The organism is Allobosea sp. Tri-44 (genome assembly GCF_004123845.1).
Lineage (GTDB): Bacteria > Pseudomonadota > Alphaproteobacteria > Rhizobiales > Beijerinckiaceae > Allobosea.
In genome coordinates this window covers 236,871-261,222 of record NZ_NBDP01000003.1, presented here as the reverse complement: position 1 = coordinate 261,222, position 24,352 = coordinate 236,871, and the positions used below count along the sequence as shown (strand labels likewise).

23 protein-coding genes are annotated in these 24,352 nt (G+C 65.7%); 17 read left to right on the top strand and 6 right to left on the bottom strand.

The window, feature by feature from the left end:
• Nucleotides 1-39 precede the first annotated feature (39 nt).
• The 5 genes from B6S44_RS01275 to B6S44_RS01255 form a co-directional block, all read right to left on the bottom strand.
• Nucleotides 40-1,200 carry a PQQ-dependent sugar dehydrogenase gene (locus B6S44_RS01275; RefSeq protein WP_206735057.1) on the bottom strand — a complete coding sequence of 387 codons (1,161 nt, stop codon included), beginning with the start codon at nt 1,198-1,200 and terminating at the stop codon, nt 40-42.
• Nucleotides 1,201-1,728: 528 nt separating this feature from the next.
• Nucleotides 1,729-2,085 carry a hypothetical protein gene (locus B6S44_RS01270; protein ID WP_129154993.1) on the bottom strand — a complete coding sequence of 119 codons (357 nt, stop codon included), beginning with the start codon at nt 2,083-2,085 and terminating at the stop codon, nt 1,729-1,731.
• A gap of 26 nt (nt 2,086-2,111) precedes the next feature.
• On the bottom strand, nt 2,112-3,374 hold the full coding sequence (locus tag B6S44_RS01265; protein ID WP_129154992.1) for a TRAP transporter large permease: 1,263 nt from the start codon (nt 3,372-3,374) through the stop codon (nt 2,112-2,114).
• A gap of 1 nt (nt 3,375) precedes the next feature.
• On the bottom strand, nt 3,376-4,008 hold the full coding sequence (locus B6S44_RS01260; protein WP_164985672.1) for a TRAP transporter small permease: 633 nt from the start codon (nt 4,006-4,008) through the stop codon (nt 3,376-3,378).
• Between the two features lie 34 nt (nt 4,009-4,042).
• On the bottom strand, nt 4,043-5,017 hold the full coding sequence (locus B6S44_RS01255; RefSeq protein ID WP_129154990.1) for a TRAP transporter substrate-binding protein: 975 nt from the start codon (nt 5,015-5,017) through the stop codon (nt 4,043-4,045).
• A 180-nt stretch (nt 5,018-5,197) separates the two neighbouring features.
• Between B6S44_RS01255 and B6S44_RS01250 the strand changes: the two genes are divergently transcribed.
• The 6 genes from B6S44_RS01250 to B6S44_RS01225 all read left to right on the top strand — a co-directional run bounded on the left by B6S44_RS01250 (nt 5,198) and on the right by B6S44_RS01225 (nt 11,788).
• Nucleotides 5,198-5,851: a TetR/AcrR family transcriptional regulator gene (locus B6S44_RS01250; protein ID WP_129154989.1), complete on the top strand. Its 654-nt coding sequence runs from the start codon at nt 5,198-5,200 to the stop codon at nt 5,849-5,851.
• Nucleotides 5,852-5,929: 78 nt separating this feature from the next.
• The gene (locus tag B6S44_RS01245) at nt 5,930-7,357 is read left to right on the top strand and encodes an NAD-dependent succinate-semialdehyde dehydrogenase (RefSeq protein WP_129154988.1); all 1,428 of its coding nucleotides are present in this window, start codon (nt 5,930-5,932) and stop codon (nt 7,355-7,357) included.
• A gap of 11 nt (nt 7,358-7,368) precedes the next feature.
• Nucleotides 7,369-9,120 (top strand): GMC family oxidoreductase, encoded by a 1,752-nt coding sequence (locus B6S44_RS01240; protein WP_129154987.1) that lies wholly within the window; start codon nt 7,369-7,371, stop codon nt 9,118-9,120.
• Between the two features lie 3 nt (nt 9,121-9,123).
• Entirely contained in the window at nt 9,124-9,477 is a 354-nt protein-coding gene (locus tag B6S44_RS01235) for a tautomerase family protein (protein ID WP_129154986.1), read from the top strand.
• Nucleotides 9,474-9,923, top strand: coding sequence for an Lrp/AsnC family transcriptional regulator (locus tag B6S44_RS01230; RefSeq protein ID WP_129154985.1), 450 nt, complete (start codon nt 9,474-9,476; stop codon nt 9,921-9,923). The genes B6S44_RS01235 and B6S44_RS01230 overlap by 4 nt, the downstream gene beginning before the upstream one ends.
• Before the next feature lie 101 nt (nt 9,924-10,024).
• Nucleotides 10,025-11,788 carry a thiamine pyrophosphate-binding protein gene (locus B6S44_RS01225; RefSeq protein WP_129154984.1) on the top strand — a complete coding sequence of 588 codons (1,764 nt, stop codon included), beginning with the start codon at nt 10,025-10,027 and terminating at the stop codon, nt 11,786-11,788.
• A gap of 307 nt (nt 11,789-12,095) precedes the next feature.
• Here the strand turns inward: B6S44_RS01225 and B6S44_RS01220 are convergent, their stop codons facing one another.
• A complete protein-coding gene (locus B6S44_RS01220) occupies nt 12,096-12,806 on the bottom strand; it encodes a GntR family transcriptional regulator (protein ID WP_129154983.1) in 711 nt (236 codons plus the stop codon).
• 326 nt (nt 12,807-13,132) lie between these two features.
• Between B6S44_RS01220 and B6S44_RS01215 the strand changes: the two genes are divergently transcribed.
• The 11 genes from B6S44_RS01215 (at nt 13,133) to B6S44_RS01165 (ending at nt 24,296) form a co-directional block, all read left to right on the top strand.
• Nucleotides 13,133-14,245: an ABC transporter ATP-binding protein gene (locus B6S44_RS01215; protein WP_248309385.1), complete on the top strand. Its 1,113-nt coding sequence runs from the start codon at nt 13,133-13,135 to the stop codon at nt 14,243-14,245.
• 23 nt (nt 14,246-14,268) lie between these two features.
• Nucleotides 14,269-15,309, top strand: coding sequence for an extracellular solute-binding protein (locus B6S44_RS01210; protein WP_129154982.1), 1,041 nt, complete (start codon nt 14,269-14,271; stop codon nt 15,307-15,309).
• Nucleotides 15,310-15,342: 33 nt separating this feature from the next.
• The gene (locus B6S44_RS01205) at nt 15,343-16,173 is read left to right on the top strand and encodes an ABC transporter permease (protein ID WP_129154981.1); all 831 of its coding nucleotides are present in this window, start codon (nt 15,343-15,345) and stop codon (nt 16,171-16,173) included.
• Nucleotides 16,166-16,981, top strand: coding sequence for an ABC transporter permease (locus tag B6S44_RS01200; protein WP_129154980.1), 816 nt, complete (start codon nt 16,166-16,168; stop codon nt 16,979-16,981). The genes B6S44_RS01205 and B6S44_RS01200 overlap by 8 nt, the downstream gene beginning before the upstream one ends.
• A gap of 47 nt (nt 16,982-17,028) precedes the next feature.
• Nucleotides 17,029-18,435, top strand: a complete 1,407-nt coding sequence (locus B6S44_RS01195; protein ID WP_129155544.1) for a M24 family metallopeptidase — start codon at nt 17,029-17,031, stop codon at nt 18,433-18,435.
• A 403-nt stretch (nt 18,436-18,838) separates the two neighbouring features.
• On the top strand, nt 18,839-19,513 hold the full coding sequence (locus B6S44_RS01190) for a DUF1684 domain-containing protein (protein ID WP_129154979.1): 675 nt from the start codon (nt 18,839-18,841) through the stop codon (nt 19,511-19,513).
• 122 nt (nt 19,514-19,635) lie between these two features.
• Nucleotides 19,636-20,520 (top strand): glycine betaine ABC transporter substrate-binding protein, encoded by an 885-nt coding sequence (locus B6S44_RS01185; RefSeq protein ID WP_129154978.1) that lies wholly within the window; start codon nt 19,636-19,638, stop codon nt 20,518-20,520.
• A complete protein-coding gene (locus tag B6S44_RS01180) occupies nt 20,517-22,085 on the top strand; it encodes an aromatic amino acid lyase (protein ID WP_206735073.1) in 1,569 nt (522 codons plus the stop codon). The genes B6S44_RS01185 and B6S44_RS01180 overlap by 4 nt, the downstream gene beginning before the upstream one ends.
• On the top strand, nt 22,082-22,714 hold the full coding sequence (locus B6S44_RS01175) for an ABC transporter permease (protein WP_129154976.1): 633 nt from the start codon (nt 22,082-22,084) through the stop codon (nt 22,712-22,714). The genes B6S44_RS01180 and B6S44_RS01175 overlap by 4 nt, the downstream gene beginning before the upstream one ends.
• Complete coding sequence (locus tag B6S44_RS01170; RefSeq protein WP_206735056.1) at nt 22,711-23,346, top strand: ABC transporter permease; 636 nt, start codon at nt 22,711-22,713, stop codon at nt 23,344-23,346. Before B6S44_RS01175 ends, B6S44_RS01170 begins: the two co-directional genes overlap by 4 nt.
• Nucleotides 23,343-24,296 (top strand): ABC transporter ATP-binding protein, encoded by a 954-nt coding sequence (locus B6S44_RS01165; RefSeq protein WP_129154975.1) that lies wholly within the window; start codon nt 23,343-23,345, stop codon nt 24,294-24,296. Before B6S44_RS01170 ends, B6S44_RS01165 begins: the two co-directional genes overlap by 4 nt.
• Nucleotides 24,297-24,352: the final 56 nt, after the last annotated feature.

Genomic DNA, 24,352 nt, shown 5'->3' with positions numbered 1-24,352 from the left:
GCCGCACCGCCGCTTCTGCGGCGCGGCTGGCGGATGCGCTCAGTTGGGCTTGAGCTGGTAGACGTCGCCCTGGTCGGTGGCGACGTACATGCTGCCGTCCGGCGCCTGCACGACGGAGCGGAAGCGCCCGGCCGGCATCGGCAACGACACCGTGCTGCGCTTGGCGGACGAGCCATCGGGCGTGATGTCGAGCACGTCGAGGCGGTTGCCGACCGGCGTTCCGTGGATGCCGATCCCCATGAAGGTCACGACCATCCGGCCGTTCCAGTCCTTCCATTGCGGGCCGTTCAGGAACACGCATGACGACATGCCCTGCGAGAGCGTCTCGTTGTTCCAGGCCGGCTTCATCGCGTTGGGATAGGTCTTGGTGTCGGTCATCGGCATGAATGCCGAGCGATCCTTCGGATCCACCGCGCCCATCTGGTTCGGCGAATAGCCGCAATAGTTGTCGGGACAGTCGGCGCGTCCCGCCATATTGGGGCGCGGATCCCAGCCGGCATTGCCGCCGGCGGTTAGCGCCGTCACCTCGTCGCTATGCCAGGGGCCGTTCTCCGCCGTGTAGGGCTGGTTGGTGCCCGGGCGGAAGCAGATGCCTTGCGGGTTGCGGTGCCCGTAGGTGAAGACGCGCGCATCGAAGCCTTGTGGCGAGTTGTTGCCGGGCGCGGCCTTGCCGTCCCGGTCGATGCGGAGCACTTTTCCGCCGATGCGGGTCGGACTTTGCGGCACCTCGCCATTATGGGTGTCGCCTGTCGTCACATACAGGAATCCGTCCGTCGGACCGAAGCGGAGGCGCCCGCCATTATGCGCGCCCGGATCGCCGAAGGGATGGTTGCTGGGCGCCGGCTTGTAGGCGATGTCGGTGACGATATCCTGCCGGTTCGAGACCTTGGTCAGGTCGGGATTGACCGTCAGCCGCAGCACCCGATTGGTTCCCGGCGCGGTCATGTTCGACGCCGAGGACACGTAGATGAAGCGGTTGGTAGCGAAGTCGGGGTCGATCGCGACACCGTACATGCCAGCCTGACCACCGCAGAAGAGGTCTGATGCGGTGTCGGGGTAGTTCTTGGAATCCTTGATGCCGAGCAGGGAGTTGATCTTGCCGGATGGTAGCCGGACCGAGAGTCCGCTGCACTTCTCGGTGAAGAACATCGTGCCGTCGGGCAGGAATGCCATGTCCCAGGTAAGGTCACGACCTGACATCACGGCGGTGCTGGTGAGTCCGGGAGTTTGGGCCGCCGCCGCCCCGGACAGAACGAATGAGGTTAATAAGGCACAGGGCATCACGAAGCGAACACGTCGAGTCATCGATGTCTCCTCCGAGCTAGTAAGCCTCCCTATTGATAAGGCCCGCGATCAGCAGGCCTTGGCCGAAATCGCTGTTCAGCCGTACGATTGTTATGTTAGGGCCCTAATCTACGCAACATCGTTTCTCGGGGAGGCTAGGCACCAATGCGTGTAAAGCAACCTCCGGGCCTTCTCGGTTGCGCCAGGAGCGGCCTCTGGTGGGTTGCCCGGAAACCGACATTGCCAATGATCTCGCCGCGTCGCGATCGTCTATGCGGCGCGCGCTCGGTCGAGCTGCTTGCCAGCCGGTACTTCCGGACCGCGAGTCAACGATACCGTGCTGGCGCTCTCCCGAATCCTTGCCGATCGCGGCCTGCGGTTCGATATCTCGACACGCCCGGATATGGCGGGCGACTGCGATAGGTACGACGGAACCAATATGTTCTAAATGCGCATCATATCTGCCAGCATCCAGTTGCAGGAGACGACGCTCAGGATCTGAACACTGCTGGGCAGTTCGAGAAGATATTCGGGATCCTTTTCAAGGTGCCTGATCCTGGTCGGGTCGGCTCCAGCCCAACGGGTCATCGCTTCCATGCTGTCCCAGAACGAAGTCACCATGAAGAAGCTGGAATCCGCCTGGTCCTCGCGGAACATCTGGACACCGCGCGCCCCGAGCGACTCGAGCTTTTTCACCCCGTGGTCGTAGAGATACTGGGTGTACTCGTTCGCCAGGGCGCTGCTGGTCCGACCTCGCCAGATGCGGGCGACGCCGCCAGGTGCCGTGCTCGACCGATTCATCGCGATTTTCCTGTTTGTGCTTGGAGTCATCTGATCAGCGCCAGCGTGAACCATGGCCAGATGCTGAGAACGACCAGGACCACGCAGGTTGCCAGGCAAAAGGGGAGTGACATGGCGAAGACGTCGCTCGGCTTGGTGTTCGTCAACGATGCGCCGACGAACAGCGCAGCCCCGACCGGCGGCGACACCAGCCCCAGGGTCAGATTGATCGAGACAACCACCCCGAAATGGATCGGATCGATGCCATAGAGGCCGATCGCGATCGGATAGAGGATCGGCACGATCAGGATCAGCCCCGCGACGCCATCGATCACCGTGCCGATGACCAGCAGGATGAGGTTGAGCCAGAGCATGAAGCTGACCGGTCCGCTCGCCACCGAGGTCATCCAGTTGGCGACGACCTGCGGCACCTGGCCGTGAATCAGGACCCAGGTGAAGACGTTGGCGGCGGCGACGAGATAAAGAACGATCGCCGTGTTGAGCCCGGTCCGCAGGAACATCCGCGGCAGTTCGCGCAGATCGATCTCACGATAGCCCAGGCCGAGACCCAGCGCTGCGACGCAGGCCAGCGCGGCCGATTCCGTCGGGCTCGCCAATCCGGTCATGATGCTGACCAGAATGACAATCGGGATCAGCATGGTGGGCAGGCCGCGCATGAACCGGCCGATGCGCTCGCGGACAGAAGCATGGGGCTCGACGGGATAGGCGAGCCAAAAGCCCATCAGCCAGATCACCAGGCAGAAGGCCGCCATGATCAGCAGGCCGGGAATGATCCCCGCCACGAACATGTCGCCGATCGGCGCCTGTACCATCACGCCATAGATCACGAAGATCAGCGAGGGCGGGATAATGGGCCCGAGCAACCCCGCCGAGACGGTAGTCGCGACGGCAAAGTTCTTGTCGTAGCCCTTGCGCACCATTTCCGGCACGAGCGTCTGCGCCATGATCGCGATCTGGGTCGTCGAAGACCCAAGGATCGACGAGATCAGCCCGTTGGCGAAGACATTGACATAGGCGAGGCTGCCACGGATCCGGCCGGTGACGGCCATGGTCATCCCGAGCAGCCGCGTGGTGATCCCGCCTGCGTTCATGAACTCGCCGACCAGGATGAACAGCGGCAGGGCGAGCAGGCCGTAGGAATCGATGCCGCCGAAGAGCTGGATCAGGTAGGAATCGAAGAGCTGCCAGTTTCGTGTCGCCACGACATAGGACAACGTCGCAAGGCAGAGCACGAGCCCGATCGGCAGGCCGGCCAGCAGGAAGGCGGTGAAGGCTGCACCAGTGAGCATGTCAGCCTGCCTCCAGCGTCGCGGCGACGTCGGTGGCGATCCGTTCGCGTTCCGCCCAGCCCAGGTCCTCGACCAGATTGGCGAGGCCGTGAATGCTGACTCCGACCGCGTAAAGCGGCAGCACGAGCAGGACGACCCATTTCGGAATCCCCAGCGTCTGGGTCGGATCGGTGTAGAGGAAGTTCAGCGACGCCGCGGTGTAGGCCGCAATATCGAAGCCCGACCATGCCAGCTGCACCGGATCGAAGAGCCGCCAGCACAGCACGATCAGGAAAAGCCCGTAGGCAAGACCGACCACGGTCAGCGTCGCGTCGACGACCTTGCGCTTGGCTTGCCCGAGCGTGTCGATGACGAGCGTAACGGCGAAGTCGAGCCGCTGGCGCACCGTCAGCGAGGTGCCGACGAAGCAGGTCGCGACCATCAGATAGATCGCGAGCTCGTCGACCCAGATCAGCGGCCGGCCGGCAGCCCGGGTTGCGATGTTCAGCAGGATCAGCGCGAAGATCGCGGCGACGAAGGCGGTCACCAGCACCTTTTCACCAGCGGCGACGCCACGGCTGACGGCCTGCGTCACCTCGGCGACGGTCCTGCGACGGCAGCGCAGGACTACCGCGTTTCGCGCGATGAGATCCATTGGGGCTTTCTCCTGTTGGCGCGACCTGCCAGCGTCACCGGGTGAAGGCGCGCAGCGCCGGCAGATCGGGTGCCTTGGATGCCCAGCGCGCATCCCAGGCTTTGACAATCTCCGTGAAGGCCTCGCGCGCGATCGGCCGCATCTCGAAACCGCCTTCCGCCAGGCGCTTGCGGAAGGCTTCCTCATTGGCGACGAACTCGTTGCGGATGAGCTTCATCTGCTTGGCGACGAGGTCGCGGATCAACTTCTGATCGGCCTCGCTCAGCTCACGCCAGACCCGTGCCGAGAAGGCCGCCGCCATCGGCGCCATGACGTGGTTGGTCACCAGCATGGTTTTGGCGAGCTGGTTGTATTTGTTGTAGAACGTCGCCTCGAAATCCATGTCGATACCATCGACCTGACCATTGGCGAGCGCGTCATAGACACCGGCGAACGGCACAGGCGTCGGCGCCGCACCGAGCAGTTCGTAGAAGTCACGCGCCGGCGCCGACGGTATGACGCGGATCTTCTTGCCCTTGATGTCGGCGATCCCCGTCGATTTGTCGCGGGTCAGGATCTGGCGCAGGCCGGTCATGCCATATCCAAGGCCGATGGCGCCGATGCTGGCCGGGAAGCGCTCGAGAATCTTCTCCGCGAACGGGCTCTCCAGGACGGCCCGGGCCTGATCCATGTCCTTGACGAGGAACGGAGCGTGCAATGCCGCCAGTTCCGGCACGCGGTTCGACAGTTCGGCGGTGGTCAGCCAGCCCATGTCGAGCGCTCCGGTCTGGATCTGCTGGATCATCTGGGCTTCCGAGCCGAGCTGGCTCGACGGAAAAACCGCAACCGAAAGCCGCCCATTGGTCGCAGCCTTGAGTTCCTCGCCGAAACCCTGCGCGCTCAGGGTCCATTGCTGGTTCGGCGGTACGACAAGGCCGATGCGGATCGTGCGTGCGTCCTGGGCCACAGCCGCCGAAGCGGTGAAAAGGCCTGCGAGCAGCAACGCCTTCGACGTCAGTTTCGACAGCATGATCGGATTCCCCTCCGGGTTTTCCAGGCTCGCCCTCACGATGCCTGATAAAAACAATTGTTTTAATCATCTGTTTGTAAAAAACTGTTGTCAAGCGGCTTTCGCTCGCGATCTGGCGCCGCTAGCGATAGAGCGACAACCTGTCCGCGCAGGCGCCCGGGCTTATGGAAGGACGATTCGATGAAACGAGCAGCGCCGGCGGCGAGCGAACCTGACACGCGGGAGAGGATTCTGGCCGCTGCGCTCACCGTCTTTGCCGAGCGCGGCTTCGAAGCCGGCACCGTGCGCGACATTACCGAGGCGGCCCGCGTCAACACCGCCGCGATCAACTATTATTTCCGCTCCAAGGACGAGTTGATCCGCCAGGTTTTCGAGGCCGGGCTGAAGCCGATCATCCGGGCGAGGAGCGGTGCGCTCGAGGCCTGCATCCGGCAGGCGGCGCCGGCGCTGCCGAAGATAGCGGCCGTCGCCGAAGCGCTTGTGAGGCCCCTTGTGGAGCTCGGAGCCGGCGAATACCGGGACGTCATGACGATTCTGATGCAGGTCCGCACCGGACAGCTGCCGCTGACAAAACGCATCGTCGAAGAGCAGTTCGGCCCGGTCCACGAACGTTTCGTCGACCTGCTGCAGAAGCTGCTGCCCGACCTGTCCCGCACGGAGATCGCGCTACGCTACGACTGCGCGCGCGGCGCCGTCCTGCAGACGCTCGTGCATCTTGCGCCTGCCGCGGCGCTCGCGGTCGCCGAGACCGACCGCGAACGGGCCGATCACGAGAAGACCGTCCGCCGCCTCGTTCGCTTCGTCTCCGCCGGTCTCGAGGCGCCGCCCGGATAAGCCTTGCCGAGGGCTATTGCCAGTACCGTCGATTCAAATGTATGTTTCAAACATATGTTTTGAAAATGGCGGCGCTCGATGACCTATCCCCGTCCTTCGCTATGGATCGCCGGCGCGGCCTGCCGGGGCACAGGCCCGACCATCGCCGTGCTCGACCCGGCCACCGGTGGCGCTCTGGCCGAGTTTGCCGGAGCCTCTGCCGACGAGATCGCGCGGGCGGAAGCGGCGGCTGCGCACGGCTACCGGATATGGCGCGCGACGCCGGCACCCGAGCGCGAGCGCGTGCTGCGCCTGACGGCGCAGGCGATGCGGGCCGACCGCAGCCCGATGGCCGCGCTGATCGTGCAGGAAAATGGCAAGCCGATGCGGGAGGCGCTCGCCGAGATCGACGCCGCCGCCGACACCTTCGATTTCTATGCCGCTGAAGCCCGGCGCAGTTATGGGCGGACGATTCCGGCCCGCAGCCCCGGCACCCGCATGGCGACCTCACGCGAGCCCGTCGGTGTCGTCGCGGCGTTCTCGCCCTGGAATTTCCCGGCCATCAACCTGGTGCGCAAGCTGGCGCCGGCTCTTGCCGCCGGTTGCGCGGTCATCGCCAAGCCGGCGGAGGAGACGCCGGCGACCGCGCTCGCAATCGCCAATCATCTCGGGCAGGCGGGACTGCCGCCTGGCGCACTGAACCTGCTCTTCGGCGATCCGGCCCAGATTTCCTCTGTCCTGATCGCCTCGCCCGTCATCCGCAAGGTCACCTTCACGGGTTCGACCGCGGTCGGCCGCCAGCTCGCCCAACAGGCGGGGGCGGCGTTGAAGCGCTGCACGATGGAGCTCGGTGGGCATGCCCCGACGATCATCTGCGCCGACGCCGATCCCGAAGCTGCCGCCGACCTGGTCGCCGCCGCCAAGTTCCGGAATGCCGGACAGAGCTGCAATGTCGCCAGCCGCTTCTATGTCCATCGCTCAGGGTACGATCGCTTCTTGGCTCGGCTGGCCGAGCGGGCGCGCGCCATCGTCGTCGGGCCGGGCAGCGACGATGCCACCGGGATGGGACCGCTGTCGAACGCTCGTCGCCTCGATGCGATGTCGGTCCTGGTTTCGGATGCCGCCGGGGCGAATGCCAGGGTCGTTGCCGGCGGGCGCCCGCTCGAGCGCCCCGGCTTCTATTTTTCGCCGACGGTGCTGGCCGAGGTGCCTGCCTCGGCCGCGGTCATGCGCATCGAGCCATTCGGCCCGATCGCTCCCGTCGCGGCCTTTGACGATCTCGACGAAGCCCTCGCGCTCGCCAATGACAGCGCCTTTGCCCTGGCAGGCTATGTGGTGACCGATCATGCCCCGACGGCCCGGCGACTGGCGCAAGGCCTGAATGCCGGCGCGATCGGGGTCAATACCTTCACGGTCGCGTTGCCGGAGGTGCCGTTCGGAGGGTCCGGTGCCAGCGGCTGGGGCCATGAGGGCGGGCCGGAAGGGCTCGAGCCCTATCTCCTGACCCGCTTCGTGCACGAAGCCTGACGGTGGCGGCGATGCAGAAACTGGAAGCCGATTTCATCATCGTCGGCGGCGGTTCCGCCGGCTGCGTCCTGGCGAACCGCCTCTCCGCTTCGGGCCAGCATCGGGTCGTCCTGATCGAGGCCGGGCGCGATCAGCCCCCCGACCAGGAGGAGCCCGCGATCCTCGACAGCTATCCGCGTGTCGCCTACTTCAATCCGGCGAACATCTGGGCCGACCTCAAGGTCTTCCTCGAGCCGGTCTCGCACAATGATCCGTCGGCCCTGCCGAAGGCAAAGCGCTATGAGCAGGCGCGGATCATGGGCGGTGGCTCCAGCCTCAACGATATGCAGGCCAACCGCGGCCTGCCGAGCGACTATGACCACTGGGCCGCGAATGGCGCCGAAGGGTGGGACTGGCAGGGCGTCCTGCCGTTCTTTCGCAAGCTCGAGCGGGACATGGACTTCGCCGGCCCGCTCCACGGCAACACCGGGCCGATCCCGATCCGGCGCATCCAGCCCGAGGTGTGGCCCGGCTTCTCGCGCGCCGCGGCCGCCGCCATGGTCGAGGCGGGCTTCTCCCCGATGCAGGATCAGAACGCCGAGTTCGGCGACGGCTGCTTTCCGATCGCCATCTCGAATGTCTACGACCGGCGTGTCTCGACGGCGATCGCCTATCTCGACAATTCCGCCAGGCGCCGCCGCAACCTGACGATCATCGCCGATTGCCGGGTCGAGGCGCTGACGATCTTGGACGGACGCGTCACCGGCGTCTCGGCAAGAGGGCCGGACGGGCCTGTCGGCATCTCCGGCACCGAGACGATCATCTGCGCCGGCGCGCTCCATTCGCCTGCCATGCTGCTGCGCAATGGCATCGGTCCGGCCGCGGAGCTGAGAGCGCTCGGCATTCCCGTCCTCGCCGACCGGCGTGGCGTCGGGCGCAATCTGCAGGAGCATCCGGCGCTTTCGGTCTCGGCCTATGTCCGCCGCGAGGCCCGACTCCAGCCCGCGCTCCGCCGCCACACCCATCTCGGCTTGCGCTACTCCTCCGGCCAGGCCGGCGCGCCGCAGGGCGACATGTACATGGTCGCCCTGAGCAAGACCGGTTGGCACCCCGTGGGCTTGCAGCTCGGCTCGCTGGTCACCTGGGTGAACCGGCCGTTCTCGCGGGGCAAGGTCGTCCTGACCTCCGCCTCGACGGCCGAGGAGCCTCGCGTCGAGTTCGCCCTGTTGTCCGACCGGCGGGATCTCGACCGCCTGATGTCGGGGCTGCGGCTGGCCGCCGGCATCTTCGGCCAGCCGGCGCTCCGCGCCGTGACGCATGATCCATTCCCGACGAGCTACAGCGAGCGCGTCCGCGACCTCGGGATCGTCTCGACCAAGAACCTGATCCTGACCTCGATCCTTGCCTTCGGTCTCGACGGTCCGGCCTGGCTCAGGCGCAAGCTCCTGCGCCATGTCGTCACCGAAGGAGCTCCGCTGGAGAGGATGCTCGCCGACGACGAGGTTCTGGAGCATTTCGTCCGCAGCTCGGTCCATGGAGTCTGGCACGCCGCCGGCTCCTGCCGCATGGGTGCGCCGGGTGATCCCGATGCCGTGGTGATGGGCGATGGCCGCGTCATTGGCGTCGCCGGCTTGCGCATCGCCGATGCCTCGGTGATGCCGTCCGTGCCGAGCGCCAACACCAACATCCCGACGATCATGATCGCCGAAAAGATCAGCGCGACAATCCTGTCGGAGCAGCCAGGACCGGCGGCGGCGACGGTCGTTTCGGCGGATGCGAGCTAGGCCATGCCGGTGATCGCCGTTCACACCGCGCAGGACTGGTGCGCTGCGCCGGATGCCGCACTTGAAGGGCTGCGGGGTGCTGCAATGGCGGCATGGTCGCTCGGGCCGGCGGCGCTGACACTGTTCTGGCGACCTTATGCCGCCGAGCAGATGGTCGCACCGGCAAACCGAGGCGCGCGCTATTGCCTGATCGAGATCGCCATGCTCGCAGGACGCTCTCCGGCGCTGAAGGAACGCCTCGCGCTGGCCTGCATCGCGGCCCTGGCGCGCTTTGGCGCGCCTGCGGCAGACATCGACATCTGCTTCTGCGAGAGCCGCCCGGCAGACTGGTTCGTCGCAGGGCGCCGGCTGCCATGACGCGCGCCAACAGGGAAGACGACAACGACCGCAGGATCATGGCGGTGCTCGCCGCGAATGCGCGCCAGCCGACCGTAGCGATCGCAAAAAAGCTCGGCTTGCCGCGAACGACCGTGCACGAGCGGATCGAGAGGCTGGAGCGCAACGGCACCATCACGGGCTATCGCGCCGTCTTCGCCAGCCCGGCGGTCGGACAGCAACTGGAAGCAACGCTTCTGCTCTCGATCAGGCAGCGTCGGCAGTCGGAGGTGGTGCGGCGGCTCGAAAGCCTGCCGGAAGTCCGCAGTTGCGCCTCGGTCAGCGGCGCGTTTGATCTGATGCTGGTCGTGGAAGCTCCTCTCAGCGAGGACCTGGATGCCGTCATAGACGAGATTACAAGCCTGGAAGCAGTCGAACGTTGCATGACGCTGATCGTCTTGGCGAAGAAATTCACGCGCGGAGACTGAGTTCCGGCATTTCGCCAGTCGCCGAGCAATGGCTCCGACACTATGCCGATGCTGTCGACGGTGCCGTGCCATAGGGTGGCGTTTCATCAGGAATCTTTGACATGCGCGGCGCCGACCTTCTCGTTCACATGCTGACAGCCTATGGGGTCGACGTCATCTTCGGCGTGCCCGGCGATACGAACGTCCCGCTCTATGACGCTCTGCGCGAGGCGCAGGGACAGTTGCGCCATGTCATGGCCCGCGACGAGCGTTCGGCCGGCTATATGGCGGACGCCTATGCACGCCTCACCAACAGACCGGGGGTGGTCGAGGTCCCGAGCGGCGCCGGGGCGACCTATGTCTTGCCCTGTGTCGCCGAGGCCAATGGCTCTTCGGTTCCGCTGATCGTGATCACCAGCGACACGCCGGTCGCCAGCGAGGGGCGCGGCGTCATCACCGAACTTGATTGCGCCCGTCTGTTTGAGCCGGTGGCGAAGGCGTCCTGGCTGGTCAAATCCGCCAAAAGGCTGCCGGACACGGTGCGCCGTGCCTTCCGCGTCGCGACGGGCGGCAAGCCGGGCGTCGTCCATCTCGCCGTCCCTGAGGACGTGCTTCACGAAGAGGTCGAGCCGGCCGCCGTCTCGCTGCATGTCGAGACGCATCATTGCAGTTTCCCGGCCTATCGGCCGTCAGCGACGTCGGCCGAACTCGACAGCCTGATTGCCCTGATCGGCCAGGCGCGGCGCCCGCTTTTCGTCTTCGGCGGCGGTGCGAAGCGGTCGCAAGCCGGCGCGGCGCTGCTCGCTCTGGCCGAACGCCTGGGCATGCCGATCGTCAACACCATCACCGGGCAGAGCTCGTTGCCCGACGGTCATCGGCTCGCCATCGGCGTGACCGGCGACAACGGCTTTCATCCGCATGCCAACCGCGCCGTCGCAGAAGCCGACCTCCTCATCTACTGGGGTTGCCGCCTCGGCTCGGTCGTGTCCGTCGGCTGGACATTCCCGCCACCCGATCACGAGCGGCGCATCGTCCAGATCGATATCGATCCCGAGATCATCGGCAACAACTCGGCCAATGCGCTCAGCATAAACGGCGATGTACGCGCGGTCGCGGAAGGCTTGGCTGCGGCCCTGCCAGATACGCTCGCAGTGGACCCACAATGGCTCGAAAGATTGAATGGCTGGAGGGCGCAGTTCTGGCGGGAAGTGCAGGACGAGCTTCTCGACGACAGCTTGCCGCTGAAACCCCAGCGCGTAGTCCAGGCGCTGAACGAGCGGTTGGACGGCGCCTTCAGCATCCTTTCGGATCCGGGCACGCCGACGCCGCACATGACGCGCCTGCTGCGGCTCGACGATCCCGATACCGATTTCATCATTCCACGCGCCTATGGCGGCCTCGGCTATGCGCTGCCGGCGGCAGTCGGTGCCTGGCTGGCACGCCCGGAGGCGCGACCGTTGGCGCTGTTCGGGGATGGCTCGTTTGGAATGAACTGCGGCGAGCTCGAGACGCTGGTCCGGCTCGGCGTGCCGGCTGTGCTCATCCATTTCAACAATGGCTGCTTCGGCTGGATCAAGGCGCTGCAGCGCCTTCACGGCCACAACGCGACCTACTCAGTCGATTTCCTCTCGCTGGACGCCGCGCGCATCGCCGAAGCGTTCGGCCTCAGGGCCTGGCGGGTGACGGACGCTGCCGAGCTGACCGCGGCCCTGGACGAAGCCCTGGCGTTCGACGGCCCGGTCTTCATCGATATCATCGTCGAATCGATTGCCGACGTGGCTCCGCCAGTCTTTTCCTGGTTGCGCCGGCTTGGCGAAGACCCCTTGGCGCAACCTCACGCCAGGAATGTGGAGTTGGCGAGGTCGTCGCCCAAATCCGCCCCTTAGAGCCGGATGATTTCAGTTGGAATCGCAAGGCGATGCCAACTGAAATCTGAATCCGTCTCTCATCAAAGGGTTAGAGCAGGATCGATGCGAAAAACCGGTTCCCACTTTTTCGCATCCTGCTCTAGGTGCAGTTTCCGTTTTCGAATGGAGGCCGACTGTCGATTGCGTGCCGGTGTTCTCGCAAAGGAAGAACCGAAACCTTGCGCCAATAGCGGTCCCTCAATCATTGCTCGGAACCGGATATTTGTAATCGACCGGGATCTGCCCCTTTCCAGCAATTGTGGATTGGGCCACTGCACGAGGCCGTTTAACAACGCGCCGAGAAGCGCTCCAGCACCGCAGTCAGGTTATGGCTTTCGCCCTGAGCTTCATCGAGCAGGAGCCGGTTCTCGAGATCATCAAGATGCTCGCTCATGAGCGCGATAGCATCCGCCTTGTCGCCTCGCGCAACAGCTCCGATGATTTGGCGGTGGTGGTCGGCGCCGCACTGATCGCCATTCTTCCGCCGATATAGCGCATCGACGAGCGAAATCCTGGCGAGAACCTTCTCCAGCAGTTCGAGCAGCACGGCGTTTCCGCTGAGCCTGGCCAATTCCACGTGAAAGCGGCCGGCGAGCCTGGACTTCGCAGCAGCGTCGGGAGCAGCGTGAATGCGCTCCTCCTCGATCGTGAGCTCCTCCAATGCGGCAATCCGTTCCGGGTCGGCGCGCTCGCAGACGCGTTCCAGCATCAGCAATTCGAGAGCGCGGCGAGCCTCCAGAAGAGCACGCGCCTCCTCGATACCGGGCTCCGCGACAAAGGCACCGCGATTGCGCTTGCGCTCGACGATGTGATCGCGCTGCAGCACCGCGATGGCCCCGCGAACGACGGTGCGGCTCACGCCAAAATGCGCCCCGATGACATCCTCGGGAAGCTTCATGCCGGGGCGAAGCGCCCCTTCGGCAATCGCTTCCGACAGCGTGTCGCAGATGCGCACGACAACGTCGTCGCCAGACATTTCGCTGCCGCGCTCGTTCATCTTGCTTCCCTGACTGCCGTCATACGTGCCGATCACAGATAGCGTTTAGAGGCATCAGGATACAGCCCATTTAACACTCAGTGCGTCGAAATTTGTGCAGCCAAAAATGGTTTCAAATATGAAACCAAGTTAGATTTTGATTATGATATCCATGCCAAAAGCAAATTTTTGACTTTATTTTCAGAGCATTAGCGCCGCCTGTCCGACATTCCGCCGGCGGTTGGCATGCGCCTTGCCAGACGCTTTTCAGGAATCGCCGAGAGAGGAGCGTTGGTGATCATCGCGGATGGTCAAGGCGCTCGATCCCAACGATCGGATGACGCACCATGTCGATGGCGGCCGAGACGAACCTGGAGCCTGCCGTGCCGCGACTCGGACAGCGTCTCGCCGTGGCGGGCGTCAGCCACGCCTATGCCGGGGCGGCAGCCATAGAGGATGTCGGCTTCGAGGTTCCCGCCGGTACGATCGCCGCGATCCTGGGTCCAAGCGGCTGCGGCAAGTCGACCATGCTTCGCGTCATCGCCGGGCTGTTGCGCCCGGCCGCGGGGGCCGTGCGGATCGGCGAGCGCGACGTTACGAATGTCCCGGCGCGCGAGCGCAGCGTCGGCATGGTCTTCCAGAACTATGCGCTCTTTCCGCATCTCACGGTCGCCGAGAACATCGCCTACGGAATCTCGCGCGTTCCGCGCGCCGAGCGCCGCGAGCGCGTCGATGAGATGCTCAGGCTGGTGCGGCTCGCTCCTTTTGCGGATCGCCTGCCACGGCAGCTCTCCGGCGGCCAGCAGCAGCGGGTCGCGGTCGCGCGCGCTTTGGCACCGAGCCCGGCGATCATGTTGCTCGACGAGCCTTTCGCGGCGCTCGACCGAGGCCTGCGCGCCGATCTCCAGTTCGAGTTCGTCCGCCTCCAGCGCAGCCTGGGCATCACGGCGATCATCGTGACGCATGATCAGGACGAGGCGCAGTCGGTCGCCGACCGGCTGATCGTCATGAACCGCGGCCGCGTCGAACAGGCGGGCCGGCCGGCCGAACTCTACGATCGTCCGGCAAGCCTGTTCGTCAACGGCTTCGTCGGCCACGCCTCGCTGCTCGATGCCATCGTCGAGACGGGCGCCGGTGGCGCCGCCCTGCTGCGGTTGAGCTCCGGCGCCATGCTGCCGATGCCCGCCCCCGTCGGGTTCGTGCCGGGTTCGCCTGTCGTCCTCGCGGTCAGGCCCGAGCACGTCATGCTTCAGGCCGGTCCATCCGCCGGCGCCCTGCCTGCGAAGCGGCTGCTCTCCGTCCCCCAGGGACCACTGATGATGCACGACCTTCTGGTCGCCGGCAGCCATCAGGTCCGCGCCGCCGAAAGCCGCATGCCGGGCTCTTCAACCGACAACCTGCCGGAAGACGTCTTCGTGACCTTCGCTCTCGATCGCTGCCGACTGTTCCCTGCTCCCTGACCGCCATCAGAAGGATCGCCGCCATGACCAGCCGTCCGTTCAGCCGTCGTCAATTCACCGCCGGCCTCGCCAGCCTCCCGGCACTTGGGCTGTTATCTCCGGGTTCCGTCCGCGCGGCAGGTTCTGTCGTCGCCGCCTCCTTCCCCAACGCATGGGAGGACGCCTATCGCAAGATCGTCGCGCCGCTCGTCCAGGCGCAAGGAACGGAGCTCGTCGTCGCACCGGCGCTCGCGCAGGACCAACTCGCGAAACTGCTCGCCAACCCCTCCAAGCCCCCCTTCGATGCGCTGTTGATGTCGCCCGGCCAGACGGCGGAAGCGGCATCCCGCGGGCTGATCGAGAAGATCGACCCGTCGAGGCTGAAGAACTGGGGCAAGCTCGCCGCCGCCGCCCGCACCGAATACGGGCCGAACGTCACCGTCGAGATCAACGGCATCGCCTATAATCCGAGCCTGGTGCCCAAACCCGCCGGCTACAAGGATCTCTTCGAAAACCGCGCTTATGACGGCAAGGTCGCCTGGATCGGCTTCGGCTCGAATACCGCGACCATGGCGTGGGTCGAGATCGCCAAGCTCTATGGCGGCAGCGAAGACGACATGGCGCCCGTCTTCAAGCTCCTCGCCTCGCATCTGCCGAAGATCGGCGCCATCGCCAACAATGGCAGCCAGCAGATGACGATGTTCCAGCAGGGCGAGATCGCCGTCTTCATGGCCAGCACCGGCAATGTCGCGCGCCTCAAATCGCTCGGCGTGCCCTGCGAGTTCGTCCATCCCGCCAGCGGCTCGCCGAGCGTTCCGGTGACGATCCACCTCGCCAAGGGCGCAGCCAATCCCCAGGGCGTCTACCAGTACATGGATGCGGCGATCTCGGCCGACGCCCAGGCCAAGCTCGCACTGCCGCCGACCGAGATGATCCCGACCAACGCGGACGTGCCGCTGCCTCCCGGCATCAAGGCCTTTGTCTCGGACGAGCAGATGAAGACGCTGGTCTACCCGGACTGGGCGAAGATCAACGCCAAGCGCGCGGCCTGGACGGCCGAGTTCGACCGCGTCGTCCGCAAGTGAGCCAGATGCTTTGACCGAGGGGGCGAGAGCAGGATGAACCGCACCGGACTGCCGTTTCTGCTGCCGATGCTGGTGCTGTCGCTGGCGGGGTTCCTCGTGCCACTCGCCTTGCTCGGGGTGTTCAGTCTCGTCGACACCTCCGGCGCTCCGACGCTGGACAATTATCGGCGCCTGTTCGCCGATCCGTTCATCCTCAGCGTCCTCGTCGACACGCTTGGGCTCGGCGCGAAGGTGGTCGCGCTGACGACGCTCATCGCCCTGCCGATCGTGCTGCTCTACTGGCACGCCGGCCCGAGAATGCGTCGCGTCATCGTCTTCCTGACGCTGCTGCCGATGCTGACCAGCAACGTCGTGCGCACCTTCGCCTGGATCGTCATCCTCGGCCGGCTGGGGCCGATCAGCCAGGCGATGGTCGAGCTCGGCTTCTTTCCGGCTCCGCGCAGCCTTCTGTTCAATGAAACTGCGCTCGTCGTCGTCCTCGCCCAGATCGAGCTGCCGCTGCTCGTCCTGCCAGTGATTGCGGTCATGACGCGCAGCGATGGCAGTCTGGCGGCTGCCGCGGCCACGCTCGGGGCCGGACCCTGGCGCGTCCTGTCCACGATCCTGCTGCCGATGATGGCGCCCGGCATCCTCGCCGGCTGGGTGCTGGTCTTCGCCGGTGCGACGACCTCTTACGTGACGCAGTCGGTGATCGGCGGCGCTCGGCTGATCTATCTGCCTCAGTTCGTCTATCGCGAGGTCGGCGTGCTGTTCCAGTGGCCATCGGCTGCGGCGGCGGCTTTCGTGCTGCTGGCTGCGACCAGCGTCGTCATGCTGGCGATGACGGCCGCTTCCCGCCATCCGAGGCTCGCCGGCCATGCTTGACGGTTCCCGCCCATCTGACTGGGCCTACCGGCTCTTCGTCTACGGCCTCGGCGGCCTCGCCATCGCCTTCATGATCGCCCCCGTCGCGGTCGGTCTGGCCATGTCGTTCACCGCCGGGCAGACGCTGAAATTCCCGCCGGACGGGCTTTCCTTGCGCTGGTACAGCGCCTTGCTCGACCCGGCGCAGTCGGCCCCGATCCATACGGCGATCCTGCATTCGGTCCAGATCGCGGCGCTCACCGTGCTCGGCTCGCTGCTGGTCGCCGCGCCGGCCGCCTATGGCGTCACCCGGCTCAAGCCAGCGGCCTCGGCAGCGGTCGAGCCGTTGATGCTGGCTCCGCTCGTGCTGCCGAGCCTCGTCTATGGTCTCGCAGCGCTGATCGCCTCGGGGCGCGCGGGCCTGAGCCCGTCCTTCGGGCTTGTCGTGTTCGGCCATATCGTCGTGTTCGGCCCGCTGATGTACCGCGCCTGCGCGGCGATCACCCAGCGCCTCGATCCCAGCCTTGAAGAGGCCTCGGCTCTGCTTGGTACGGGCCCGTTCCGCACCTTCCTGCGCGTGACGCTGCCGCTCATGCTGCCGGGCATCCTGGCGGGCATGTTCCTCGTCTTCATGCAGTCGCTCGACAATGTCTCCGTGACGCTTTTCCTCGCCGATGCGCGCACCACGGTGCTGCCGCTGCGGATGTTCCAGATGATCGAGGAATCGCTCGACGTCCGGGTCGCCGCGATTTCCGGCTTGCTGATCGGCGCGGTTTTCCTGTGCCTCATCGTCTCCTGGCGAGCGCTCGAGCCCAAGCGCCAAGGCTAGGCCTGCGTCAAATTCAGTCTCCTGGAAGGATCCAAGCCGTGACATTCATGCCGCTGACCGGCCACCGCCGCATCGAAGCCCTGCTGGCCGATTTCGAGCCCGATTTCCAGTTCAATGCACCGATTCCACTTCCGCTCGCGGAGTTCGAGGAGCGGCTGCGCAAGATTCGCCGCGAATGCGTCGTCGCCGGGCACGACGTCCTCATCGTCCACACCGACATGATCGGCTGGTTTCACACCTCCAACGCCTATCTGCGCTATCTCTGCGACTGGATGCGCGAGGGCGTGCTGATCGTCCCGATGGACGAGGACAAGCCGCTGACGCTGCTCTCCTTCTTCACGCAGGCCGTCATTCTGCCGCCGGGCGGCGAGCCGGTCCTGGTCGAGGACATCTGGCAGATCGGCGCGATCGGGCGCGAATATGCCGACCGGCCGGGCTCGTCCGTGGTCAAGACTGCGGAAGCCTGCGCCAAGCTCTTGGCTGGCCTCGTCCCTGCCCGTCCGCAGATTGGCTGGATGGGCGACGCCCGTTCCGGAGAATTCATCGGCCTGCTGAAAGAGTTGGTCCCGTGCGCCAGGTTCGTCGACGACAGCAGCATCATCGACCGCATGCAGCGCGTGCGCTCGCCGCGCGAAGTCGACATGTTCCGGGCCGCCTCGCAGCTGATCGATATCGGCATCCAGGCGGCCTATCATGTGGCGAAGCCCGGCGTGACCGATCACGAGATCTTCGCCGCCTTCACCTACGCGCAATTGGCGCGGGGTGGGGAGTCGGCTGATGGCTACCAGATCGGCGCCAACGCCTTCGGCACCCATTGCGGCAAGCCCTACGGCCACGTCATGCGGTCGGGCGATATCGCCAATCTCTACATCTCGAACGTGACGTTCCGGGGCTACAACGCCCAGACCTCCCGTATGATCGCCTTCGGCGACATCACCGATCGGCAGGAACTGGTGCTCTCCGCCTGCGAGGAAGGGGTCAAGCGCGCCGAGAAGCTGATCCAGCCCGGTGCCTTGATGCGCGACATCAACAACGCCGCCTTCGAACCCCTGATCGAGAAGGGCCTGCTGACCTCGCCGGAAACGCGCACCATGCCCTATAACTGGAGCACGGCCGAGGATGGCGGCCCGCGGCTGATCAAGCGGCAAATTGTCAGCGATCCCGATTGGGAGGCGCAGGGCCGCAAGCTGATGCATGTCTATCCGGCGACGCACGGCCCCCATAACCCGAATATTGGCCACGCCGTCGGCATGGCCGGGGCCGGCAACAGCTTCAACCTCGCCTCGCACAATTACGATCGCCTGGAGGAAGGCATGGTCTTCGTGTTGCACGCGCAATGGCTGGAGCCGCTCTCGGCCGGCGCCAATCTCGGCGACTTCTACGCCGTGACGCGGGACGGTTTCGAGAACCTGAGCTGCCATACGCCACTGGCAACGCATCGCGTTGCGGTTTGAAATGAGCCGCACAGTCGCTCCGTTTCCGAAGCGCGGAGCGCTAATCATCGCGAGCTGATCAGGACCTTGCGCACGACGCTGCGCATGCCACCGTCTCATGAATCGTCACCCCAAGGCCGTCGTCGCTCGCGCAATGATCGTTACGCGCGGCGAGCCGGACTTCCGCGAGGCCCCACACTCTTAAGCGAAGGATTGACCGTACCGTGACCACCACGCTCGCGACATCAACCAGTTCCCCGCTGGCGACATCGTCACCTTCGACTTCGCCGCGTTAACGCCACGCGAGCGCTTTCCGATGTCCCAGCTGCCATGAGCTGACGCGGCGATAGTGGAACATTTTTGCCGTGCAACTTGCCGGGTTGCGGTGCGTTGACCGGGGTATCCGCCGCAAGGGCGCAACATCATGACGGATCAGACCCTCAAGGCCGCGGGGCAAGTGCCAGCCGACACAGCGTTTGAGCACTATGTCAGCCTGTATGGCTGGCGGCGCGAGATAGCCGATCTCTATGCAGCCATTAGAGCCATGCCCGCTCGGCAAGGCTGGGCGCATTGGCGCGGCGTGCGCGACCGGCTGTTCCGCGAGCATTTGCAGTCACCTCTGGCAGTGGCGCGCAGGGCGCAATTTCGCAGCATCGACTGCTTCGTCTATGATCCGTCGCTGCGCTTCAAGGTCGAGCTCGGCCCGGCCATCGACCGCGGGACGATCCAGCTGGAGGCTGGCAAGGACGGAATGCTGACACTCGTGCCGTTCGCCATGACGATCGGTCTGGAGCCCGCGCTGGGTAAGGAGCTGACGCTCTACTGGATCGAGGGTTATGGTGGCGGGGTGTTCCTGCCCTTCGGCGACGCGACCAATGGGCGCGAGAGCTTTGCCGGAGGGCGCTATCTGCTCGATACGATCAAGAGCGCTGACCTCGGCCGCACGGCCGATGGCCGCCTGATCCTCGATTTCAATTTCGCCTATTATCCGTCCTGCGCCTATTCGAAAGCCTGGGTCTGCCCGCTCTCGCCGATCGAGAACCGCCTGCCGGTGGCGATCCGGGGCGGAGAACGGAATGCCCTGCCCGGAGTGTCGTGAGGTATATGGATCTTCCATCGGGCGATGCGAAACGCGCGTCACCATTCTTTGTTTCGCCCGTTCCTTGCATCGGCCGCCCCGCTTGTTAGCCTGCCCCCATCGCATCCCCAGGAACCCAAGCCATGCGCATTCTCAGAACGGTCTTTGCGGCTGCCGCAGTGCTGGCGACCGGCCTTTCAACCGCCTCGGCCCAGACCATCAAGATCGGCTCGAAGAATTTCACCGAGCAGTTCGTCGTGGCGGAACTCTATGGCGCGGCGCTGGAGGCCGCCGGCTTCAAGGTCGAGCGCAAGATCAATCTTGGCGGCACGCTCGTCGCGCATGAGGCACTGAAGAGCGGCGCCATCGACCTCTATCCGGAATATACCGGCACCGGCCTCAACGCCGTGATGAAGGCGCAGGGCGTCACCGAGACCGACCCCGAGAAAGTGCGCGGCATGGTCAAGGCCTTCTACGAGAAGGAGTTCAACCTGACCTGGCTGAAGCCGTCGGGCATCAACAACGGCTATGCAATCGTGGTGCGGCCCGAGACTGCCAAGGAACTCAACCTCAAGACGCTAAGCGATCTCGGCAAGGCCTCGTCGAAGCTCAGGCTCGGCGCCGGCACGGAGTTCGTCGATCGCCGCGACGGTATCAAAGGGTTGAAGGAGGTCTACGGGGCCGAATTCGCGGAGTTCAAGCAGTTCGCGGCACTGCGCTTGCGCTATGAGGCGCTGAACCAGAAGCAAATCGAGGTTGCCAATGGCTTCTCGACCGACTGGCAGATCGCGGCAGAGAAATTCGTGGCGCTCGACGACGACAAGTCGCTGTTCCCGCCCTATTTCCTCGCGCCGGTCGTCCGCCCTGAGATCGCCGCCAACGAGAAGATCGTCGCCGTGCTCGAAAAGGTCGGCGCCGCGCTCGACAACCCGACGATGCAGGAGCTGAACCGCCAGGTCGAGGTCGACAAGAAGGAGCCGCGCACCGTCGCAGCCGCTTTCCTGAAGGCCAAGGGGCTGGTGAACTGAGCGCCGGATCGACGCCGGCAGGCGACGCGGCTGCAAGACCCGCCGCGATCGTTCTCGGCGAGGTTGCGATCGGGATCGAGGCGATCGTCGCGGTCGCGCGCGACTTTGCTCCTGTCGCCCTGCATGAATCCGTCGGCCCGCGCCTGCGGGCGGCACGCGCCGTCGTGCTGCGCGCGCTCGAACGCGGCGACAGCGTCTACGGTCTGACGACCGGACTCGGCGCCGCCGTCGATACGAGGCTTTCGAGCGAGGCCATTCCCGCGTTCCAGGCACGGGCGATCCGGGCGCGAGCCGTTGGCGTCGGCGAGCCCTTGACGATCGAGGCGGTGCGCGCACTGCTGTTCGCGCGCCTTGTCAGCATCTGCCACGGCGCATCGGGGTTGTCCCCGGCGCTGGCAGAGACGGTCGCCGCCATGCTCAACGCCGGTGTCCACCCGATCGTGCGCGGGATCGGCTCGCTCGGCGAGGCCGATCTCAGCCCGCTGGCGCAGGTTTTCCTGCCGCTGATCGGGGCGGGCGAGGCCGAATTCGCCGGCACGGTTCGACCCGGCGGCGAAGCGATGGCGGCAGCCGGCATCGCTCTGCCGAAACTCGGCCCCAAGGACGGGCTCGCTCTGCTGAACGCCAATTCGCAAGGCATCGGGCTGGCGGCGCTGGCGGTCGACGCGCTGAGCACGGCCTTGCAGGCCAGTGTCGTCGCGGGAGCGCTCGCGATGGAGGGGTTTCGTGCCAATCTCTCACCGCTCGACGCCGATCTCGCCTCGATGCGGGGCATGCCGGGTCATAGCGCGGGCACTAATTGGCTACGCACGCTGCTTGCCGGCAGCGACCTGCTCGAGGCGGGCACGGCACGGCGGCTTCAGGACCCTCTCTCCTTCCGTTGTCTCACTCCAATCGCAGGCCATGCATCCCACGCCGTCGCAGCGGCTAGGACAATCGTCGAAGCGGAACTTGCCAGCATCTGCGACAGCCCGGCCGTGCTGGTATCGCGCGACGCCATGCTCTCCAGCGTCAATTTCGACACAACCGAGCTGGCGCTGACGCTGGAGGCGGCAGGCCTTGCGCTGGCGCATCTGGCGGCGACTTCGGCTGCACGCATCATGAAACTGATGTCGCCTTCGATGAGCGACCTACCGCGCTTCCTGACACGACATGGCGGCTCGCATTCGGGTTTCGCGACCTCGCAGAAGACCGTCTCGGCGCTGGAGGCCGAGATCCGCCGTCTCGCCTTGCCGCTCGGCGCCATGACCCTGCCCGTCGCCGATGGCGTCGAGGACTACGCGCCAATGACGCCCGCCATCGTGGAGAAAACGCATGCCATCGCGAAACGCCTGACGCGACTGGCCGCGATCGAACTCGTCGTCGCGGCGGAAGCCGTCGATCTGCGCGGCGAAATCACGCTCGGGCGCGGCACCGCGGCCGTGCACGCCTTCGTTCGCCGACACGTCGCCCGCCTCGACGACGACCGACCGATGGGGCGCGAATACGAGGCTTTGGCTCTGACCATCGAAGCCGGTGGACTGGTCCTGACGGACATGGCGACCGGCGAAGGCTCGGGGCCATGAGCTGGACGATCGAGAACTACGACCGGCTGCTGTTGGCGCTGTGGGAGCATATTCAGCTCGTCAGCGTCGGCCTTGCGATCGCGCTCGCCATCGGCCTGCCGCTCGGTGTGCTCTCGGCGCGACGGCCGGGTTTCGCCCTCGTCGTGCTGCTGGTCTCGGGCGCGCTCTATACCGTGCCGGCGCTGGCGATCTTCGCGCTGCTGATCCCCTATCTGGGGCTGGGCTTCTGGCCGGCGATCGTCGCGCTTGTCGCCTATGCGCTGCTGATCATCATCCGCAACGTCGCAACCGGCCTGCGGGAGATTTCGCCCGACATCCTCGATGCCGCCGACGGCATGGGCTATGGCAGGTGGCGTCGGCTCTTTTCCATCGAGCTGCCGCTGGCGCTCCCGGTGATCATCGCCGGTATCCGCATCACGGTGGTCACGCAGGTCTCGGTCGCGACGGTGGCCGCCTTCATCAATGCGGGCGGGCTCGGCGACGTCATCTTCCAGGGCATCACCCAGGATTTCGGCGAGAAGGTCGTTGCCGGCGCGGTGGTAACATCGGCCCTGGCAATCCTTTGCGACGAGAGTTTGCGCCGGGTCGAGCTGCGCCTGCGCGCCAACCAGGCGGAAACCGCCTGGTGACCGGATGGATCGCCGCCAACCCCTCGATTTTCATCGTCGCGCTGCAGAACCATCTTTGGCTCACCGGTGTCGCGCTGGCCGCTGTGCTTCTGATCGCGCTGCCGCTCGGGTTGGCCCTGACGCGCCATCGAGGCTTCGCCAATGCCGCGATCGCAACCGTCAATATCCTGCGGACCGTGCCGTCGCTGGCGCTGCTGGTGATCATGCTGCCGCTGCTGGGCACGGGCTTCCTGCCCTCTGTCGTGGCACTGACGCTCTACGGCCTCCCGGCCCTGCTGCTGAACACCTATACGGGGCTGACCGAGGTCGATGCCGACATCGTCGAGGCGGCGCGCGGACAGGGCTTGTCCGACAGGCAGGTGATGACGCAGATCGAGATCCCGCTGGCACTTCCGGTGATCTTCGCGGGCATCCGCACGGCAGCCGTCCAGATCGTCTCGGCGGCAACGCTGGCGGCCTTCATCGGCGGCGGCGGGCTCGGCGAGCTGATCACCGCCGGCATGGCCAATTTCAACTTCCCACAACTGATCGCCGGCGCCGTCGCGGTCGCCCTGCTGGCATTGACGGTCGAGATCGCCTTTGCGGGAATCGAACGGCTGATGACACGCCAGCTGCGGATGGGAACCTCATGACGATCCAGCTGGAGAAGGTCACCAAGCTGTTCCCAGGCGTCCCGCGCCCGGCGGTGGATGCGCTCGACCTGACGATCGAGAAGGGCCGGGTCTGCGTGCTGATCGGCCCCTCCGGCTGCGGCAAGACCACGACGATGCGCATGGTCAACCGGCTGATCGAGCCGACCTCGGGACGCATCATCGTCGGCGACAGGGATGTGACCAAGGCCGATCCTGTCGAGCTGCGGCGGCATATCGGCTACGTCATCCAGCAGATCGGCCTGTTCCCGCACATGACGATCGCGCAGAACGTTGCCACCGTGCCCAGGCTGCTCGGCTGGGACGCCGCGCGCATCAGAGCGCGCAGCGAGGAGATGCTGGAGCTCGTCGGCCTCGACCCCGCGCTGTATCTCTCGCGCTATCCGCGCCATCTCTCGGGCGGGCAGCGCCAGCGCGTCGGCGTGGCGCGCGCGCTCGCGGCCGATCCGCCGGTGATGCTCATGGACGAGCCTTTCGGGGCCGTCGACCCGATCGTGCGCGGCCGCTTGCAGGACGAGTTCCTCGCCATCCTGAAGCGGCTGCAGAAGACCGTCATCCTGGTGACGCACGACATCGACGAGGCGATCCGCATGGGCGACGTCGTCGCGATCATGAAGGATGGCAGGCTCGTGCAATACGACACGCCGGACCGGTTGCTGGCTGCGCCGGCAAACGACTTCGTCGCCGATTTCGTCGGCGCCGACCGGGCGTTGCGCCGGCTGTCGCTCGTGCGGGCGCACGATGCGGTCGAAGCGGGCGGCGCGGTCGGAGGGCTCGAGCTGCCGGGCTCGCTGACCGTCCGCGAGGTGCTGTCGGCGCTTTTGGCCGAGGGGCGCGAGGCCGCGACGATCTTAGGCGAAGACGGCACGGCGCTGGGGCAGATCACGCTGGCGGCGATCCGGGCACGCAGCGCCGGCGGCCCCATGTCCTGATCGTCACGGCGTGGCTGCGCTCGCAATGACGGGCCAGCCGGAGCCGGCCTCGGGCG

Coding starts and splice junctions, on each gene's coding strand:
- B6S44_RS01275 (WP_206735057.1), bottom strand. CDS start 1,200: ATGTCAGGTCGTGACCTTACCTGGGACATGGCATTCCTGCCCGACGGC.
- B6S44_RS01270 (WP_129154993.1), bottom strand. CDS start 2,085: ATGAATCGGTCGAGCACGGCACCTGGCGGCGTCGCCCGCATCTGGCGA.
- B6S44_RS01265 (WP_129154992.1), bottom strand. CDS start 3,374: ATGCTCACTGGTGCAGCCTTCACCGCCTTCCTGCTGGCCGGCCTGCCG.
- B6S44_RS01260 (WP_164985672.1), bottom strand. CDS start 4,008: ATGGATCTCATCGCGCGAAACGCGGTAGTCCTGCGCTGCCGTCGCAGG.
- B6S44_RS01255 (WP_129154990.1), bottom strand. CDS start 5,017: ATGCTGTCGAAACTGACGTCGAAGGCGTTGCTGCTCGCAGGCCTTTTC.
- B6S44_RS01250 (WP_129154989.1), top strand. CDS start 5,198: ATGAAACGAGCAGCGCCGGCGGCGAGCGAACCTGACACGCGGGAGAGG.
- B6S44_RS01245 (WP_129154988.1), top strand. CDS start 5,930: ATGACCTATCCCCGTCCTTCGCTATGGATCGCCGGCGCGGCCTGCCGG.
- B6S44_RS01240 (WP_129154987.1), top strand. CDS start 7,369: ATGCAGAAACTGGAAGCCGATTTCATCATCGTCGGCGGCGGTTCCGCC.
- B6S44_RS01235 (WP_129154986.1), top strand. CDS start 9,124: ATGCCGGTGATCGCCGTTCACACCGCGCAGGACTGGTGCGCTGCGCCG.
- B6S44_RS01230 (WP_129154985.1), top strand. CDS start 9,474: ATGACGCGCGCCAACAGGGAAGACGACAACGACCGCAGGATCATGGCG.
- B6S44_RS01225 (WP_129154984.1), top strand. CDS start 10,025: ATGCGCGGCGCCGACCTTCTCGTTCACATGCTGACAGCCTATGGGGTC.
- B6S44_RS01220 (WP_129154983.1), bottom strand. CDS start 12,806: ATGAACGAGCGCGGCAGCGAAATGTCTGGCGACGACGTTGTCGTGCGC.
- B6S44_RS01215 (WP_248309385.1), top strand. CDS start 13,133: ATGTCGATGGCGGCCGAGACGAACCTGGAGCCTGCCGTGCCGCGACTC.
- B6S44_RS01210 (WP_129154982.1), top strand. CDS start 14,269: ATGACCAGCCGTCCGTTCAGCCGTCGTCAATTCACCGCCGGCCTCGCC.
- B6S44_RS01205 (WP_129154981.1), top strand. CDS start 15,343: ATGAACCGCACCGGACTGCCGTTTCTGCTGCCGATGCTGGTGCTGTCG.
- B6S44_RS01200 (WP_129154980.1), top strand. CDS start 16,166: ATGCTTGACGGTTCCCGCCCATCTGACTGGGCCTACCGGCTCTTCGTC.
- B6S44_RS01195 (WP_129155544.1), top strand. CDS start 17,029: ATGCCGCTGACCGGCCACCGCCGCATCGAAGCCCTGCTGGCCGATTTC.
- B6S44_RS01190 (WP_129154979.1), top strand. CDS start 18,839: ATGACGGATCAGACCCTCAAGGCCGCGGGGCAAGTGCCAGCCGACACA.
- B6S44_RS01185 (WP_129154978.1), top strand. CDS start 19,636: ATGCGCATTCTCAGAACGGTCTTTGCGGCTGCCGCAGTGCTGGCGACC.
- B6S44_RS01175 (WP_129154976.1), top strand. CDS start 22,082: ATGAGCTGGACGATCGAGAACTACGACCGGCTGCTGTTGGCGCTGTGG.
- B6S44_RS01165 (WP_129154975.1), top strand. CDS start 23,343: ATGACGATCCAGCTGGAGAAGGTCACCAAGCTGTTCCCAGGCGTCCCG.